The organism is Bifidobacterium sp. KRGSERBCFTRI (genome assembly GCF_025908335.1).
The window spans coordinates 1,041,770-1,059,309 of record NZ_CP109653.1 but is presented as its reverse complement, the minus strand read 5'-3'; the positions used below and the strand labels follow the sequence as shown (position 1 = coordinate 1,059,309).

The following is a 17,540-nucleotide window of genomic DNA, read 5'->3' as shown; positions in this document are numbered from 1 at the left end:
AGACCGTTATGAGGCCGTTTGCTACTTAGTTGGCGTGTAGGTGAGCTGCGCCAACGGCATGAACGTCTGGTTCATGTTGAGTGGGAAGCCCTCCACGCCCTTGCCCATCGCCGTGGCGACGCGGTAGTTGAACAGCCAGTCAGCCGCGGCATCCTCACTCACGGTCTGCGCGGCCTCGGCGAGTTTGGCATCACGCTCGTCGTCGTTTGTGGCGCCCATCGCCTCCTCGTACAACTGCTGCACCTTCCGGTTGTCGTAGCCGTAATAGTAGTCCGGCCGCGTCCACTGCGAGAAATCGTGGCTCTCGTTGTGGTCCACCATCGACAGGTCGTAGTCCTTGTCGGTGTAGACGTCCTGCAGCCACGTGGAGAATTCGACCACGTTCACCTTGAGCTCGATGTATGCCTCCTTCAACTGCGAGCGCAGCTGTTCGCCGAGCTCGGTGCCGTAGGTGTTCGGGTAGGTCAACGTGAGTTTGAGCGGGTGGTCGGCGGAATAGCCGGCCTGCTTCATGAGTTCGCGTGCTTTCTCGATGTCGTGCGGGTACTTCGAGCTCAGATCCCGGTAGCCCGGGTCGAGCGAGGGGATCGGGCCGCCGAGCTTGGCATCCACGCCCCCGCGCGAGGCGATGAGCTGGTCATGGTCTATGGCGTACCGAATGGCCTCGCGCACTTTCTTGTCGGCAGTCGCTTTGCCTTTGGCGTTGTTCATGGCAAGCACGTATTTGTCGGTGCCGTCGCCCACTTTCACCACGAATCGCGAGGTGGGGTCGCCCGACTCCTTGGAGTGCTCGGTGCCGTTGGAATCCGACGACTTGGTTTCGATCCGGGCGTCGAGCGCGGATTCGGCAAGCGCGTAAGTGATTGGCGCAAGCACCTGCACATCGCCGGATTTGAGCGCGTTCACGGCTGCATTGTCGTCGGCGAAGTAACGGATCACAATGTTCTTCGTCTTCGGTTTGTTCGATCCCCAGTAGTTCTCGTCGGCCACGAGCTCGATCGAGTTGTTCGGCGTGAACTTGGCCACCTTGTATGGGCCGGAACCCACTGCCTGCGTCTTCGCCACATACTTGGCGTCCTTGTCGAACACAAGACCCGCACGTCCGCTCAATGCCCACAGGAGCTGCGAGTATGGCTTGGTCAGTGTGATCACCACGGTGTCTGCGTTCGGGGCGCTGATCGACTTGAAGTTGCGCAGCGCGTCCGCGTCATGGTACTGCTTCTCCTCCAGCTGCTGGATCGACCACACCACATCGTCCGCATCGAGCTCATCGCCATTCGAGAAGTGCATGCCCTTATTGAGGTGGAACGTGTAGGTGAGACCGTCATCACTCACCTCCCAGCTTTTGGCAAGGGCTGGGACCACCTTGTTCTCCTCGTTGCGGCTCACCAGTCCTTCGTACACGTTGCCGATGAGCACCTGATCGAGTGACGAGCCCGCGGTGTTTCGAATGTCCAGATTCGTCGGCGCCAGCTTGAGCCCGATCGTGACCGTCTGTGCCGGCGTTCCCGTCTGGATTGCAGATTCCTTGCCTGCACGCGTATGGTTCACCACGGCGAACACGATTGCCGCCACGATGATTACGGCTATGGCGCCAAGCACCCAGCCTTTCCAACCCGAATGCGTGTTCCCGCTTTTCTCGTGCGCCTGCAATGACGCATCGGTGCTGGCTGCGCTTGCGTTGCCAGCCTTGTTCTCGCTCGCAGACGCATTGTCGGCGTTCTGCGGCTTCGGCTCATTGTTGTTCTGCAAGCCGTTCTTCGGTTCTGTCATGGTACCTCTAATGTTCATATGCGGCATAGGGCGCACTGGGCCCGTATGCTGCATGGTTTTGTCGGTTGACCGCCTCGGCGGGTCGGTCACCGCGATCATTGTATCGCATCCGGCCGCCCGGACGTCGGGTCGTCTGCTAAGTTGGAGGCATCGAGCACAAGGAGCAGGCATGATTCTGGCAGTCGACATCGGCAACACGAACATTGTGATCGGTCTCATGGAGGGCACCGAGACCGTTGACACCTACCGCATCACCACACGGTCGAACCACACGTCCGACGAATACGGCCTCATGATCCTCCAATTCCTGCAACTGAGCAATTCCTCGCCCGACGACGTGCAGGACGCGATCATCTCCTCCGTTGTGCCGAAAGTGATGCATTCGTTCATCTCCTCGATGATCAAATTCCTGGGCATCGACCCAATGATCATCGGTCCGGGCATCAAAACCGGCATGAACATTCGCATGGACGACCCACGCTCCCTCGGCGCCGACCTGCTCGCCGACTGTGCAGGTGCCTACACCACCTATGGCGGCCCGGTGCTGGTCATAGACATGGGCACTGCCACCACCTACAACTACGTCGACGAGAAGGGCGCCATTCTCGCAGGACTCATCACCACCGGCATCGGCACCGCGGCTGCAGCGCTCGCCTCGAACACCGCCCAGCTGCCCGAAGTGCAGATCACACGACCCAAATCGATTCTCGCCGCCAACACGAAAGACGCCATGCAGGCCGGACTCTACTACGACTGCCTAGGTGGCATCGAACGCACGATCACACAGTTCCGCGAGGAGCTCGACACCGATTTCAAGGTGGTCGCCACCGGTGGCATGTCGCGCATCTTCGACTGCCCGCTCATCGACATCGTCGACCCGACGCTCATCTTCAAAGGCATGGCCTCGATCTACGCGAAGAATGTGTGACCTCCGTCACCGCTCGATGAGCGTGATTGCACCATCCACAACATGCAGGGTGACGGTGGTGCCGGGTTTGAGGCCAAGACGGCGAACATCCACTTTCTTCATCGTCATGTGCTCAGCCTTCGTATCGTCCTTGCTGCCTTTCTTCGAGCCGGCGTAGAGCACGTCGACAATCGCCGTGTCGTCTGGCATCTGCTTGATGTCATGCACAATGTCTTTCTGCCGTGTCACGCCGTCGTCTCCCACGATGACAGGCGTGGCGTAGGGCTCGCCCTGCATCTGCGGATCCAGATCGATGTAATGATCCTCCCCTGGCCCGTTCTTCGATTGCCCGAGCACAATGGAGGTGCCGATCAGCGCGGCGATCACGGTTACGCTGAGCAAAACCACATACCAAATCTGCGCGTTCATGTCTCCCCGTCCTTCGAATTCGACAACAGTATAGAATCTAGATCCCCAGCTCAATCTTTGAGCTGAATTCGAGCGGATCGCCGGTGAACGGGTCGGTGAAGGCCAACGAACGGGCAACGAGCTGGAGCGGCTGGGAGAAGTCGTCGTAGGCTCGTTCCTCTATGCGCGGGTAGAAATCATCGCCAACAATGGGCAACCCCAGCGAATTCATGTGCACGCGAAGCTGGTGGGTCTTGCCGGTACGGGGAAGAAGCCGGTATACGCCGATCGACATGCCCATTCGCGCACTCATGCGGGCATGCAATGCTTCGAGCTCGATCGCCGTCTCCGCATTCACCTGCCCCGGTATTTCCTGCGCGCACAGCACGCCCCTCGTCTTTCGGATACGCGAGCGGCGCACCAATGGCCAGATTCGCGGAGGTGACCCGTGCACGACGGTGCCGGTGCGGGGCGTGGCAAGCGGACGAATCGGTGCCAGACATTCATAGCACTTCCTGGTGCGATGCTCCTGAAACAGCATCTGATAGGCGCCACGGGCAGCGGGGTCCCGCACGAATACCACAATGCCGGCGGTGGGACGGTCGAGTCTGTGTGCGGGGATGATATTCGGCTCCCGATACCGTTCGCGCAAGCGCATCAATGCCGTTTCGCGATACCACATGCCGCGAGGCGTGGTTGCCAGAAAATGCGGCTTGTCCACGACAATGATGCGCTCGTTCTCATAGACCACCGTGAGATCGAACGGGATGTGCGGTTCCTCGATCACCCAGCGATGAGCGCCGTTCACTCGACGGTGACGGATTTGGCGAGGTTGCGTGGCTTGTCGACGTCGTAGCCCTTCTGCCTGGCCATGTCCATGGCGAACAGCTGCAGGGGGACGATGTCGACGAGCGGGCTCATGAGCGTGGGGCATTCGGGACGCCAGAAGATCATGTCGGCGTAGCGTTCCACGTCCTTGTCGTTCTCCTCGGCCACGGCGATGATGTACGCACCGCGCGCCTTGACCTCCTCGATGCCCGAGATCACCTTCGCATGCAGCGTGTTGCGGCCGCGCGCGGGAGGCACGATGAACACCACCGGCTCGCCCTCGTCGACCAGCGCGATCGGGCCGTGCTTGAGCTCGCCGGCGGCGAAGCCCTCGGTGAACGTGTACGCGATCTCCTTGAGCTTCAACGCGCCCTCCAAGGCCACCGGGTAGCCCACGTGACGGCCAAGGAACAGGAAGGACTGCGCATCCTGCAGTTGCTCGGCGGCACGCTGCACGCGGTCCGGCTGCGTGTCGAGCACCCATTGGATCTTGGCGGGCATGGCCTTGAGTGAGTCGAGGGTTTGGCGGATCTCGTCGCGGAACACCGTGCCCTTCAGTTGCGCCAGGTACAGGCCCAGCACGTAGGTCGCCGTGATCTGCGCGACGAACGCCTTCGTCGAGGCGACCGCCACCTCCGGGCCCGCATGCGTGTACAGCACCGCATCCGCCTCACGCGGGATCGACGCGCCCTGCGTGTTGCAGATCGCCAGCACCTTCGACCCCTGCTCACGCGCATGACGCAACGCCATCAGCGTGTCCATCGTCTCACCCGACTGCGAGATCGCCACCACCAGCGTGCGCGGCGTCAGGATCGGGTCACGGTAGCGGAACTCATGCGCCAGCTCCACCTCCACCGGGATGCGCACCCAATGCTCGATCGCGTACTTGGCCACCAGACCCGCATACGACGCCGTGCCGCAGCCGATCACGATGATCTTGTCGATCATCGTGAAATCATGCTCATCGATGCGCACCTCGTCCAGGTTGATGCTGCCGGTATCGTCCAGGCGCCCGATCAACGTGCGCTGCACCGCGGCCGGCTCCTCATGGATCTCCTTGTCCATGAACGAATCCCAACCGCCCTTCTCCGCGGCCGACGCATCCCAATCCACCTCGAACACGGTGGGATCCTCCACCACGTTGCCATCGAAATCGGTGACCGTCACACCCCCGGCGCTGATCATCACCGCCTGGTCCTGATCGATCTCCATCGCCGTCCTCGTATACGCGACGAACGCCGCCACATCCGAACCCAGGTAGTTCTCACCCTCCCCAAGGCCGACGACGAGCGGCGAATCATGACGCGCACCGACCACGACACCCGGCTGGCGGCAGTCGATCGCCAGGATCGTGAACGCACCCTCGAGCATGCGGCCCAGACGGCGCACCGCCTCGAACAGGTCCGGCCCGCCCGTCTCCGCAATCACCGCGTCCACGATCTTGCCCAGCAGCTTGGCCGCCACCTCCGTGTCGGTGCCCGACACGAACCGGTACCCCTCAGCCTGCAGATCCAAACGCAGCTGCGAGGCGTTCTCGATGATCCCGTTATGGATGATCGCGACCCTGCCATCCATGCTCGAATGCGGATGCGCGTTCACATCATTGGGCACACCGTTCGTCGCCCAACGTGTATGCCCGATCGCCACCGTCGCCTCCGGCAACGGATCCGACTCGATATCCGCCACCAGATTGCTCAGACGACCGGCCTTCTTCCTCACCCGCACCCGATCCATGCCCGGCGCCACCAGCGCCACACCCGCCGAATCGTACCCACGATACTCAAGCCGCTCCAAGCCCTGCAAACACACCTCAAGCGGCTTATCCGAAGGACAAAGAACACTACCTGCATAACCCACAATTCCACACATGCCGAACAGCATAACAGAAGATGCTGCAAAAGCCCATACCATCAGGGCAAAACGACAAGTCTTACGAAAATCTGCAAATTAGGCACATCGAATACCGTTGAATATCTCAATACTCATCTGAAACACGGTATGGCATGGCTCATATGGCAATCAACCCGCGCAAATCACATGCTGCTCAAGTACACTGTAATGAGCAGGAGCCGAATACGTGACGCGACGAAGCGCCCGCTTCGCCACGAATTCGCCTGCCGCGAAGAGAGTTACACGTTATGTATACCAATATGAACCCCGATTCTGAACCGTGGAACATTGCCCTGGTGGACAACGACGCGCTGGTGCGCAGCTACTTGGAAACCTATTTGGGAGGGCTGCCCGAGTTCAACATCTGCTGGTCCATGCAAAGCGGAAGGGATGCTGTGGAGGCATACCACCACAGCATCGCCTGCACGAACTGTGTGCCGGATTTGATTGTCACCGACCTGTCTATGCACGGCATGTCGGGGTTCGAACTATGCGCCACAATCCGATTCGAGAACGACCATACGCCCATTCTCGGATGCAGTTCCTACATGATCGAGCCGTACGAGCGCGACGCGGTGAACAATGGCATGCAGGGCCTGCTGCTCAAAAACGAACTCGCTCAACTGGCCGACGGAATGCGTACATTGTTGAGCGGCCAGCCGTTGCTCAAGTCGAACGGCATGCCATACGAGACCCCGCAGCAGGCACACGAAAGACTGCTCATGCAAGGCAAACCTGCAATCATGAGCATGTCACCGAACGAGCAGGCCGTGATGGAGCTGTGCTCGGAGGGACTTTCCACGCGCACCATTGCTGAAGAGACCGGCGACAGTGAATCCACGGTGAAAACCTACATCAGCCGCGCCATGCGCAAACTCCGCGCGAAATCACGGGCTGAGGCGGTGGCGTCATGGTCCCGCAAAACGAAACTGTGAATTTTCGACACGCCGAGCAGTTTTGTAGTCTGTGGGACTACAATCAATGGTTTTTATAATGCCGCTCTTTTACAATGAAAACTGGCGAGAGAGAAGGGCATCTCCCCCGTAGGCGAGATTCTAGGGCAATGCGGGCATCCGTGCGAAGGGGCACGGATGCCCGCGGCACTTTCCTTTGATGACATCGTGGAAATGGGCTGACTCAACAAACTGTGAGGAGGCACCGCGCTGTGCTAATCCGCAATGCTGATGGAATGCGGTGTGAGACTGCGCACTCGCGGCTCTCTCTTCCCTGTTACGCAGCCACTCGATATGCGGCCACTCGATATGCAGCCGGAGACGCATACAGCATAAGGGCACGTACAACACTGTGAGACGATTCCAGAGTGCCATTTTTGCAAACTGAACCGCATTACGGCATCGCGACGCTCCTTAGAGTGTCGCTCTCGCACTCCGAGTCCCACCGCGGCATATAAGCATATAAGGAGGATTACCTCTTTTGCAGATTCCCTCTCATAAGGGCATAGAAAGAATTCCTTAGCGGTCTCTTTTGCAAGCTGAATCTTCCCACGGCACGTGAATCAGTCTCCAGACTGCCACTCCTGCACACCGAGCCGCGCTCCAGCAAACAGACAAGCCTGCAAACTGCCACTCTTGCAAACCGAACCCCACACGAACCACCATGCGGGCCCTACTTTTGCGCGAGCGAGAGCGAATCTGCAAACATGACCCTCTGGTAACTCATCAGATTGCTTCTTTTGCAATCGCAATCTCGTCACAGCAAACGAAACTCTCTTGCCTGACCACACTTGCAACTCCGCTCCCAGCTGGACCAGCACAACAGGATTTCCACAGTCACCTTTGCAACTCCGCACTCAGTTGAACATCTGCAGCTAGATTCCGCCAGTCGCGTTTGCAACTCCACTCCCGGCTGGACACTTGCAGCAAAATCCCAATAGCCATCCTTGCAGACTCACCCTCAACTGCGTACACGCAACAAGATCTCGATAGCCGGCTTTGCAACTCCGCTACCAACTGCGCATGTACAGCAGAATCACGATAGTCACCTTTGCGAATAAGCCTCACCGCGGCATGCGAATCAGTGCTCATATTGCTTTCCTTGCATTTCATTTGCTCTACCTGCAATATGAACAACCGCTATCTGACCGCTATTGCAAATCAGGTCCTACTACGACACACGAAGAGGTTCAGGAAGAGTCTCCTTTGCAAAATGAACTCCGATATAGCACGTGAAAACAATCTCGATATTCATCTTTGCATCTGAAACCACTACAAGACATCCCGCAATCCATCGCGACAGACTTCATCAACGCTCGTCTTCTTGCCAGCGCTTTTGCAGGGCGTGCACGTGACTGTCCACAATTGCGACGACCGCCGTTGTGAATAATGCGTCCTCCGACCACAATGCCCGATTCCGCTGTACACCACCGCCCCACGCTGCTTAGATGGCTACATGCCACACGAAAGGAGGCGAGATGCGCAGGAACAGAGTGGTCGAGCAACTGCTTGACTCCGCCCAGCATGGACATCGTTGCGCATATGCATGCAATCGCAACGAGCGAGTCGCGCTAGCCCGCAGAGCGAGATCCGGCGAGCTCAACCAAGTGTTCAGGAATTGTTATGTGCGGCCAGATTACTGGGATTCCCTGCGCCCGGCAGAGCGAACATGGCATATCTGCCGTACGGTGAATCAGTACAATCCCGGCGTGGTATTTGCCGGCAAGACCGCCGCCACCCTGCTTGGCTTCCCATTGAGCCACGCAGTGCACGACGGCACGATCGTCTGTGCCGCACGACGAAACTGGACTTCCGAACGGACTCAGCATATTTACACGGATATGGACTCGGCAATCAGCATGCAGGGATTGCTGGTCACGAATCCGGCACACACATTGGTAGATTGCGCTTTGTTGCTGCCTTTCGAAGAAACGCTGCCGATGTTCGATTCCGCGTCCACCACGCACTTCAAACAGATCATGGAAGTCATGGGAACCATGTCGCGTGATGTGAGTCCCGTCTTACGACTGTTGCATTTCGCAGATCCTCGCAGTGAGAGCGGCGGCGAATCGAAGGCGCGTGCCGTGATTATTGTGCTGGGTTTTGTGGTTCCGGAATTGCAGATCAGTTTTTTCGACCCCGTGACAAGAAAGACATATCGCACGGATTACCTGTGGCGATTGGCCGACGGCAGAGCCATTGTTGGCGAGTTCGATGGCATGGAGAAATACGTGAATCCGCAGATGGTAGGATCAAAAACCATTGAGCAGCGCGTGCTGGCAGAACGTGAGCGAGATGAGGCGCTCCGTCGCTGCGGCGTTTCGCAGATCGTGCATTTCTCATACAACGACGTGATGCACCCCGATCAGCTTCGCCGCAAACTCGAGCAAGCAGGAGTACCCTACGTCTCCTAGCCGCGCGCCGAGCTATATATGTCTTGCGCCGGCCGCTGTTCCATGCGCTCATATTGTCGCTTGTGCAATTCCGTTCTCACAGAGACATGCAGATTATTTCTTAACGGTCGCCTTTGCAAACTGAATCTTCCCGCGACATGTGAATCAGTCCCCAGGTTGCCGCTCTTGCACACTGGGCCGCGCTCCAGCAAACGGACGAGTCTGCAGATTGCCGCTTTCGCATGCCGACTCCCACACGAACCACCATGCGGGATCTACTTTTGCGTGAGCGAGAGCGAATCTGCAAACACGACCACCTATCAGCTTCCACGATGGTCTCGCTTGCAGTGCAGATTCCGCACCGGCAAACGAATCGCCTCTCTGATGGCCACCTTTGCAACTCCGCACTCAACAAAGCGCACATGGCAACGCCCAGATAATCATCTTTGCAAGCCGACCCTCACACGGAGTGTCCGAATACGAGCGGCGCACGGATCACAGCACGTGCTGCAGGAAGTCCTGGAAACGCTCCTCCTTGGGATGATCGATGATGTCCGGCGTGCCGCGTTCCACCACGACTCCCCCGTCCATGAACACAATCTGGTCGGCGACCTCCTTAGCGAAGCCGATCTCATGCGTGACCACGATCATCGTCATGCCGTCGTTCGCGAGCGAGCGCATCACATTGAGCACCTCACCGACGAGCTCGGGGTCGAGTGCCGACGTGGGCTCGTCGAACAGCATGATCTCCGGCTTCATGGCGAGCGCGCGCGCAATCGCCACTCGCTGCTGCTGACCGCCGGAAAGCTGGGCCGGGTAGTAGTCGAGACGTTCGCCGAGTCCAACGCGCTCAAGTTCCTTGATGGCAAGCTTGCGTGCCTCCGCCTTCGGCATGTGCAGCACGTGCACCGGTGCCTCCATCACGTTTTCAAGCGCGGTCATATGCGGGAACAGATTGAACTTCTGGAACACCATGCCCAGCTTGGCGCGCTGGCGGGCGATCTCCTTGTCGTTCAGCGTCTGCAATTCACCGTTCGGCAGTTTCTTGTACCCGATCATCTCGCCATCGACGTCGATCTCGCCGCCGGTGATCGTCTCCAGCTGGTTGATGAGACGCAGAAATGTGGATTTGCCCGAACCGGACGGCCCGAGAATCACAGTGACGGTGCCCGGCTCGACGGTCAGATCGATGCCCTTGAGCACGTGCAAATCGCCAAATGCCTTGTGCACCTGCTTGGCCTCCACGGCTGGAATCGCGGCGGCGATGTCGGTGGCCACGCTGGCTTTCGGGGTTTGCGTTGCAGTGGATTCGTCGCTGTTCGACTTGGTTTTTCTCGTCGCTTCGCTCATGTGTCTCTCCTTATGCCCACGGCACCGCTAGGCGGTATACCCCATGAATTCGGCCTGGTTCGTCTTATTCACGTCGTCTTTCGGCTCGCCGTCCGTCTTTCCCGGCAGCGGCGGCTGCTTGCCCTTGGGCCCCACCGGACGCGCTTGGAATCCCCTGCCGAAGTGTTTCTCGAGCATCGACTGGATCACCATGAGAATGGAGGTGATGAACAGGTACCAGATCGAGGCCACGAGCAGCAACGGAATCGGCTTGTAGATGCGGTTGGCGATCGCGTTCGTCGCGTACTGCAAATCGAGGGTGAACGGCACGGCGAGCACCAACGAGGTCGTCTTGAGCATGCCGATCGTCTCGTTGCCGGTCGGCGGGATGATAATGCGCATGGCCTGCGGCAGAATCACGCGGCGCATGATCATCGAACGCTTCATGCCGAGCGCCTTGGCGGCTTCCTCCTGCCCGGGATCGACGGCGTCGAGGCCCGCGCGCACGATCTCGGCCAGGTATGCGGCCTCGTTCAACGCCAGACCGATCCATGCCGCATTGAACGCGGTTATGATCGCCTGCGAATCGATGCTCCAGAACTCCACCGACGTGAGCGGAATGCCCAGCGACAGACGTGGGATGAGCACGGCGAACAGACCCCAGAACACCAACTGCGTGTATACAGGGGTGCCGCGGAAGAACCAAATGTAGAACCAGCTGACACCGCGGAGCACCGGATTCACCGATTTGCGCATGACGGCCAGCACCACGGCGAGCACGATGGCCACGACCATGGAGATCACCGTGAGCAGCAATGTGTAGCCCACGCCTTCGAGCACACGCTCATTGAACAGGTACTTCCACACCACGTTCCATTCGAAGCGCGGGTTGGTGATGAGTCCCTTGACGATCATGGCGGCGAAGATGACCACGATGATCGCGGCGACGATCTGGCCCGGGCGCTTGACCGGCTTGGCTTTGATGCGATTGGGGATCGGCAGCCCTTCGCTGTCGTGTTCAACGTGATGTGGCATCGCCCTTCCTTCTTCTCTGCGTTCCGTGGCATTCGGCCGTGCGCGCCCGGCTTGCGCCGTTGCGGTTCCAGACATCTACCTACGATATGTGAGTATTGTAACGTACCCCGTTACGCAACGGCGCCGACCGACCGCATATGGCTCACGTCTGATTCGCACGTTCCATATGCGGCCGGCCGGCACGCGTTCGGATTCTTCAGCTCAAATCCTTCGGATTGATCTCGGCCTTGTCGAGCGCACCGGACTCCACGCCCCACGCCTTGAGGATCTTCATGTAGGTGCCGTCGTCCATCAGATGTTGCATGGCCGCCTGCACCGCTTCGGCGAGCTGGGTGTCGCCCTTCTTGATGGCGATGCCCTGCTTGATTGTTCCTTCGACCTCACCGAGTTCCTCGAGTTGTCCGTCGGTCTGCGAGATCGCGTAACCTGCCACCGGCGAGTCCGCATAGAACACGTCCGCCTTGCCGGTCACGACGTTGGTCGCGGCATCGGTCTGCTGCTTGCTCGGCATGACCTCGACCGCGGCCTTGCCATCGGCGGCGCACTGTTCCTTGATCTTGTTGGCATCCTCTTCCTGCGTGGTGCCCACCTGCACTGCGATCTTCGTGCCGCACAGGTTCTTGGCGTCCACCTTGTCGGGATTGCCCTTCTTCACCACCCACATCGAGCCTGCCTTGTAGTAGCTCACGAAATCGACGGAATCCTCACGTTCCTCGGTGATCGTCATCGCTGTGATGCCGAGGTCGTACTTGCTGCCCACGCTCGGCACGATCGAATCGAAGCTCGACGAGATGAAGTCCGCCTTCACGCCCAGGGTCTTGGCAAGCGCCTTGGCGAGGTCCACATCATACCCTTCCGGGGTCTTGCCGTCCTCCGCCACGAATTCCGCCGGTGCATAGGTCATCTCCATGCCGACGGTGAGTTTGCCGGACTCGGCGATTTTCTGCGGCAGCATGGCCGCGATCTTGTCGTCCTTCTTCACCGAGTCGACAATCGAGGTCGCGTTCTGCGAGTCCTTTGCCGCGGTCTGCGTTTCGTCAGTCGTACCGCATGCCGCGGAACCGAGTATGACTGCGGCACCAAGTGCGAATGCCGCGACCTTCTTCATCGTGGATTGTGCGTTGCCAAACATGTGTCAGCGTTCCTTTTCCTCATGTGCCTGCCATGTGCTCCACATGGCGAAGTTCTGCATATATTCAGTATTCTCAAGCAACTATGGCAAAAATAGTCGCCGTTTTCAAACACTTACACTGTATACATATGCCTAGATATGCATATTATGCGATGCTTATGTTTGCCGACGGCGAATATATGTCAGATTGCGTTCAGCGTGCGGATTCGTGCGCTCACTTGGTCGGGTTGATCTCGGCCTTGTCGATCGCGCCGGAGCTCACGCCCCAGTTCTCGAGGATCTTCTGGTAGGTGCCGTCGTCCATGAGCTTCTGCACGGCCTTCTGGACGGCCTCATCCATCTGCTTGTCGCCCTTCTTGACGATGATGCCTTCCTCGGTCACGCCTTCGTCGGCACCCAGCGGTGCGAGCGCGCCATCGGTCTGCTCGATCGCATAGCCGGCGACTGGCGAATCCGCATAGAACACGGCCGCCTTGCCATTAACGACGGCGGTGGTCACATCGGTCTGCTTGGCGAAGGTCTGCAGTTCGATGGCCTTCTTGCCATCGGCCTTGCACTGCTCGTTCATCTTGTTGAGCTCCTCCTCCTGGGTGGTGCCGGTCTGCACTGCGACCTTGACGCCACACAGGTCCTTCGTGTCGACCTTGTCGGGATTGCCCTTCTGGGTCACCCACGTGGAGCCGGCCTTGTAGTAAGTGACGAAGTCGACGGCCTCCTGACGTTCGGGGGTCACGGTGAACGACGAAATGCCAATGTCGTACTTGCTGCCGATGGACGGGATGATCATGTCGAATTCCGACACCGCGGTCTCCGGTTCGAGTCCCATCACCTTGGCGATCGCCTTCGTGAGGTCCACATCATAGCCGACGGCGGTCTTGCCGTCCTCCCCAATGAATTCCGCCGGCGCATACGTGGTGTCGGTGCCCACGGTGAGCTTGCCGTCCTTCTTCACATAGTCCGGCACGAGTGCGGCGATCGTCTCGTCGGTCTCCACAGTGCTCGGGTCGAACGACGCGGCCGCCGAGCTGCTGCTGGTGCCGCTGGACTTGCCGCTGTCGCTTGCATCACTGGTGCCACATGCTGACATGCCCGCACACAACACGATGGCAGCAAATGCCGCCGTGGCTTTCCAAGTGTTCTTCATGGCTCTCTCCTCCGTGTTCGGCTTCAAACACGAGTCAGGGTAGGAATCACATGTTATCAGCGCGTTTCGGCACCCGAGGAATCTCGTAATCTGGAAGTAATCTCTCGAATGTGGCGTCACCCACACACAGCTCACGTTGCCAATCTGCGTAAAAAGGGACAACTATGCGCAAAGATCGACCCAAATTACGCACGAACCCATGCGTCATCTCTTCCGTGCCGCACACTTCCCCTGCATACACCTCCGCTGCGTACGCCTCCCCCGCACGCATACACTTCCCCTGCATGCGTATGCTTCCCCGCGTAAAAAGGGACGAATACAGGCTATATTTGTCCCTTTTTACGCAGATTCACGGATTCAGGAGTCAGCCGCGGGCATGCATGTTCTTGTAGCGCATCATGCGCAACGCCTCGCGCTTGTCTTGCTCTTCACGCAACGCCTGCCGCTTGTCGTACTCCTTCTTGCCACGGGCGAGCGCAATCTTGAGCTTCGCGCGGCCGTCTTCGTTGAAATACAGCTGCAGCGGCACAATGGTGTAGCCCTTCGCTTGAATCTGCCGGCGCAGCTTGTCTATCTGCGCGCCGTGCAGCAGCAGCTTGCGTTTGCGCTTGGGCGCATGGTTGTTCCATGTGCCGTTGAGGTATTCGGGAATGTTCGCTCCTTCGAGCCACACCTCACCCCGCTTGTCAATCGAGATGAACGACTCCGCCAGCGAGGCACGCCCCTCGCGCAGCGACTTCACCTCGGTGCCCGTCAACGCAAGGCCCGCCTCATAGGTGTCTTCGATCTCGTAGTCGTGCCGCGCGCGCCTGTTCTGCGCGATCATCTTCTCGTTGCTCTGCTCTTTCTTCGCCACAGTTGCTCCTATTCGATTGTTCTGGGAACCAGTCTACCTACCAGTCCCCCGTTCTTCTGCGACTGTCCCGCTTTCCCATGCCGCCGGCCCTTATCTCCCCTTCACCTTCTTCCACTCTCTGCGTAAAAAGAGACATCTAGGGACTAGATTCGTCTCTTTTTACGCAGACGAGGATTACACAGACGAGGACTCTTCAGATGAAGGCCTCACTGATGAAGGCCACCCATCTGAGAACCACACACATGACGACTACTCATCTGGGGACCACGCAGATGAGAACGCGGATGAGAAAATGAGAGTTTGCAGCCGAGGATTGCCTAGCGGAAGGTGCGCATATGAGTTCGGGGCCCGATACTGTGATATCGGGCCCCGAATGGATGCTTGGTTATTGGCGGCTGTCAGTGGACGTACCAGAACCGTCCCGGATTATACAGCGTACGGTATGTGATGGTGTACAGACCGGCCACATTCGACTCCGAGATGAGGATGCTGTTGCCGTTGACCTGCTCGACCACCGCGACATGACCCCATGGGCTCGAGGCGCCCTCCTGCCCCGGCAGGAACGACAGAGCGGCCCCGACCTGAGGGCTATGGTCGACGCGCAACCCGTACGACGGGGCCGTACTCCACCACTGGCCGCCGTTACCGAGATACGATGGCGTGCCGATGCCCATCTGCTTGCGACGCTCATAGGCCCACCACGTGCACTGGCCTGCTGCGTATGCATTCCCGTAATCGCCGTTCGATGTGCCCTGGCCGCCCGTAGAGGGACGGGTGACGACCGGAGTCGGGGGCGTGGACGGCTGTGATGGCGTGGACGGACGCTGAGTCTGCGCCGGCTGGGACGGCGTTTGCGTCTGCTGGGGAACGGACGGCTGGGGTGCCGCAGCAGCAGGTGCCTCGACGGTACCCTGTGGCTCAGGTTCCTGCACCTGCGCCGCAGCGGCAGCCTGTTCGGCGGCCCACTGCTGGTTCTTCGCATCGATCTCAGACTGCAGCATCACGGTCTGCGCGGCCTGCTGGGCGGCTTGCGTGGTGAGGCTGCTCTTCTGGTTTTCCAGGTCGGCTCGTGTGCTCTCACCGGCTGCACGCAGTTTGTCGAGGCTGGATTTCTCCTGCTGGGCCTGCGTTGCGGCGGACTGTGCGGCGGCGGACTTCTGATCGGCGTCGTTCTTGCACTGCTCGACTCGCTTCTCGATTGCCTTGAGCCTGTCGGCGCGGTTCATCGAAGTGTTGAGGTCGACGGCGGCATCGGATGCCGCATTCGCCTCGTTACGGGCGAGAGCGTCACGCGATTGCATCGACTTGATGAAGTCCTTCGTGTCCTTCGAGCCGGTCATGACGCTCATGACATCGGAGGTGTCTGAGCCATGCATCGACTCACGAGCGCTTTGTGCCACGGCGGCATGTGCGTCGTCGTAGTCCTCGCCGGTCTGCTTGATCTTGGCCTCGAGATCGGCCTTGTCTTTCTCGGCGGCCTTGAGGCGCTCCGCCGCGGCATCGGCTTCGGACTTGGCTGCTGCGGCATCGGAGTTCGCCTGCTGCACCTTGGCCTGTGCGGCGGGGATCTTGTTGTTGTTGAGGTCGTCGAGTTCCACGATCTTGTCGGCCAGATCGCTGTTCACTCCGGCGAGCTGTTCACGTAGCGCCGCCTCGCGCTGCTTGCTCTGGGCATGGCTGTTCTGGGCGTTCACCAAGTCACTGTAGGTGTCTGCGTATGCCTGAGGCGTGTACGTCGACATCGGCACCGCCAATGCGCCTATGCATAGGACAGAGGCCAGCGAGGATGCCACTACAGGTACGGTCCGTTTCCTGTTCGTCATCGAGTCCCTTTCTAATACGCTGCTCACCAGCGTATCATCACATTCTTGAAAATGGGCGGACGCCATGCCATATTCAACTCATTCACAGAATCTGCACAATTAACAAAGCGGCAATGCCAATGGAATCGCGGAAAACACGAGCCGTTACGCCTTGAGATATCTACGCAGGGCGATAGACGAGGCAAGCACCGAAAGCACCATGGCACCCACAATGAGAATCGGCGAGACAAGCCACACCGTGGTCTGGTCCACATATGGAATCCATGTCACCGACTTCGCCAGCCAGTCGGTCACGAACACCTTGACGAACAATGCCAATGCACCGCACGAAAGCAGGGAGCCCGCCAGCGAGGCAATGACGCCTTCGAGAATGAACGGCAGACGGATGGTCCAGTTGGAGGCGCCGACCAAGCGCATGATCTCGGTCTCCTCTCTTCGCGACGCAGCCGACATACGAATCGTCGTACCAGTGAGCATGATCGCCGCGATCACCATGATGACGGCCAAACCTCCGGTGGCCACGGTGGCGCGGTTGAGTATGGCGAACACCGGTTCGAAGATCTGCCGCTGGTCAACCACCTCCTCAACCCCATCACGATTCGAAAGCACCTCGGAGACCACGCGATAGTTCTCAGGGTTCTTGAGCTTGAGCCACAGCGAATCCTGCATGTCGGCCGCAGTGAGCGTGCGCCCTTGGTATTCGCCCTTCGGGTACTGCTTGACGAAGGAGTTGTTGTAGAAGTCCTCACGGCTCATGAACGTGACCTGCGAGACGTCGTTCGGCAATTCCTGCTGGATCACCTTCTGCAGCTCGTTGATCTGCGCGGTAGTGGCAGCCTTGCCTGTGGAGCAGTTCGCAGACTGACTGTTGCCGTCCGGGCACAACCACACCACGACTTCGACCTTGTCGTACCAATCGCCCTTGGCCTTCGTGATCTGCGCCTGAGTGAGCAACGATGCCCCGATGAACAGGAACGAGATGAACGTGACGAGCATCACCGAAAGCAGCATGGGCACATTGCGTCTAAGGCTCGTCCATGTCTCCGAAAGAATGAAACGGAATCGCATG

General features: G+C 59.0%; 14 protein-coding genes. 3 read left to right on the top strand and 11 right to left on the bottom strand.

All coding sequences use genetic code 11. The annotated features are described in order from the left end of the window. Window positions 1-21: 21 nt before the first annotated feature. Complete coding sequence (locus OGI63_RS04435; protein ID WP_004218801.1) at window positions 22-1,773, bottom strand: ABC transporter substrate-binding protein; 1,752 nt, start codon at window positions 1,771-1,773, stop codon at window positions 22-24. A gap of 169 nt (window positions 1,774-1,942) precedes the next feature. Between OGI63_RS04435 and OGI63_RS04430 the strand changes: the two genes are divergently transcribed. Continuing rightward, window positions 1,943-2,701, top strand: coding sequence for a type III pantothenate kinase (locus tag OGI63_RS04430; RefSeq protein WP_004218800.1), 759 nt, complete (start codon window positions 1,943-1,945; stop codon window positions 2,699-2,701). Window positions 2,702-2,707: 6 nt separating this feature from the next. On the opposite strand, the gene OGI63_RS04425 is transcribed toward OGI63_RS04430, so the two are convergent. From OGI63_RS04425 to glmS, 3 genes are read right to left on the bottom strand one after another with little or no spacing between them, the layout of a single operon-like run. Then, window positions 2,708-3,109 (bottom strand): hypothetical protein, encoded by a 402-nt coding sequence (locus tag OGI63_RS04425; protein WP_004218797.1) that lies wholly within the window; start codon window positions 3,107-3,109, stop codon window positions 2,708-2,710. Window positions 3,110-3,146: 37 nt separating this feature from the next. Then, entirely contained in the window at window positions 3,147-3,896 is a 750-nt protein-coding gene (locus tag OGI63_RS04420) for a pseudouridine synthase (protein WP_014482742.1), read from the bottom strand. After that, window positions 3,893-5,785, bottom strand: a complete 1,893-nt coding sequence (gene glmS, locus OGI63_RS04415) for a glutamine--fructose-6-phosphate transaminase (isomerizing) (protein ID WP_004269062.1) — start codon at window positions 5,783-5,785, stop codon at window positions 3,893-3,895. The genes OGI63_RS04420 and glmS overlap by 4 nt, the downstream gene beginning before the upstream one ends. A gap of 269 nt (window positions 5,786-6,054) precedes the next feature. Here glmS and OGI63_RS04410 point away from each other — a divergent pair, with 269 nt between their 5' ends. Next, window positions 6,055-6,741, top strand: a complete 687-nt coding sequence (locus OGI63_RS04410) for a response regulator transcription factor (RefSeq protein ID WP_004218794.1) — start codon at window positions 6,055-6,057, stop codon at window positions 6,739-6,741. A 1,727-nt stretch (window positions 6,742-8,468) separates the two neighbouring features. Next, window positions 8,469-9,173, top strand: coding sequence for a hypothetical protein (locus tag OGI63_RS04405; protein ID WP_225842309.1), 705 nt, complete (start codon window positions 8,469-8,471; stop codon window positions 9,171-9,173). Window positions 9,174-9,647: 474 nt separating this feature from the next. On the opposite strand, the gene OGI63_RS04400 is transcribed toward OGI63_RS04405, so the two are convergent. From OGI63_RS04400 to ftsX, 7 genes are all read right to left on the bottom strand, one after another. Further along, window positions 9,648-10,502 carry an amino acid ABC transporter ATP-binding protein gene (locus OGI63_RS04400; RefSeq protein WP_004218790.1) on the bottom strand — a complete coding sequence of 285 codons (855 nt, stop codon included), beginning with the start codon at window positions 10,500-10,502 and terminating at the stop codon, window positions 9,648-9,650. 27 nt (window positions 10,503-10,529) lie between these two features. After that, window positions 10,530-11,516 (bottom strand): amino acid ABC transporter permease, encoded by a 987-nt coding sequence (locus OGI63_RS04395; RefSeq protein ID WP_004218787.1) that lies wholly within the window; start codon window positions 11,514-11,516, stop codon window positions 10,530-10,532. Window positions 11,517-11,712: 196 nt separating this feature from the next. Continuing rightward, window positions 11,713-12,648: an ABC transporter substrate-binding protein gene (locus OGI63_RS04390; RefSeq protein ID WP_004218779.1), complete on the bottom strand. Its 936-nt coding sequence runs from the start codon at window positions 12,646-12,648 to the stop codon at window positions 11,713-11,715. A 214-nt stretch (window positions 12,649-12,862) separates the two neighbouring features. Beyond that, complete coding sequence (locus tag OGI63_RS04385; protein WP_004218778.1) at window positions 12,863-13,792, bottom strand: ABC transporter substrate-binding protein; 930 nt, start codon at window positions 13,790-13,792, stop codon at window positions 12,863-12,865. Between the two features lie 364 nt (window positions 13,793-14,156). Continuing rightward, window positions 14,157-14,648 (bottom strand): SsrA-binding protein SmpB, encoded by a 492-nt coding sequence (smpB, locus tag OGI63_RS04380; protein WP_004218775.1) that lies wholly within the window; start codon window positions 14,646-14,648, stop codon window positions 14,157-14,159. A gap of 398 nt (window positions 14,649-15,046) precedes the next feature. Next, window positions 15,047-16,471 (bottom strand): CHAP domain-containing protein, encoded by a 1,425-nt coding sequence (locus OGI63_RS04375; RefSeq protein WP_014483149.1) that lies wholly within the window; start codon window positions 16,469-16,471, stop codon window positions 15,047-15,049. Between the two features lie 144 nt (window positions 16,472-16,615). Next, on the bottom strand, window positions 16,616-17,539 hold the full coding sequence (gene ftsX / locus OGI63_RS04370; protein WP_004218773.1) for a permease-like cell division protein FtsX: 924 nt from the start codon (window positions 17,537-17,539) through the stop codon (window positions 16,616-16,618). Window position 17,540: the final 1 nt, after the last annotated feature.

Coding starts and splice junctions, on each gene's coding strand:
- ftsX (WP_004218773.1), bottom strand. CDS start 17,539: ATGCGATTCCGTTTCATTCTTTCGGAGACATGGACGAGCCTTAGACGC.
- glmS (WP_004269062.1), bottom strand. CDS start 5,785: ATGTGTGGAATTGTGGGTTATGCAGGTAGTGTTCTTTGTCCTTCGGAT.
- OGI63_RS04435 (WP_004218801.1), bottom strand. CDS start 1,773: ATGACAGAACCGAAGAACGGCTTGCAGAACAACAATGAGCCGAAGCCG.
- OGI63_RS04410 (WP_004218794.1), top strand. CDS start 6,055: ATGTATACCAATATGAACCCCGATTCTGAACCGTGGAACATTGCCCTG.
- OGI63_RS04390 (WP_004218779.1), bottom strand. CDS start 12,648: ATGTTTGGCAACGCACAATCCACGATGAAGAAGGTCGCGGCATTCGCA.
- OGI63_RS04395 (WP_004218787.1), bottom strand. CDS start 11,516: ATGCCACATCACGTTGAACACGACAGCGAAGGGCTGCCGATCCCCAAT.
- OGI63_RS04385 (WP_004218778.1), bottom strand. CDS start 13,792: ATGAAGAACACTTGGAAAGCCACGGCGGCATTTGCTGCCATCGTGTTG.
- OGI63_RS04375 (WP_014483149.1), bottom strand. CDS start 16,471: ATGACGAACAGGAAACGGACCGTACCTGTAGTGGCATCCTCGCTGGCC.
- OGI63_RS04400 (WP_004218790.1), bottom strand. CDS start 10,502: ATGAGCGAAGCGACGAGAAAAACCAAGTCGAACAGCGACGAATCCACT.
- OGI63_RS04430 (WP_004218800.1), top strand. CDS start 1,943: ATGATTCTGGCAGTCGACATCGGCAACACGAACATTGTGATCGGTCTC.
- OGI63_RS04425 (WP_004218797.1), bottom strand. CDS start 3,109: ATGAACGCGCAGATTTGGTATGTGGTTTTGCTCAGCGTAACCGTGATC.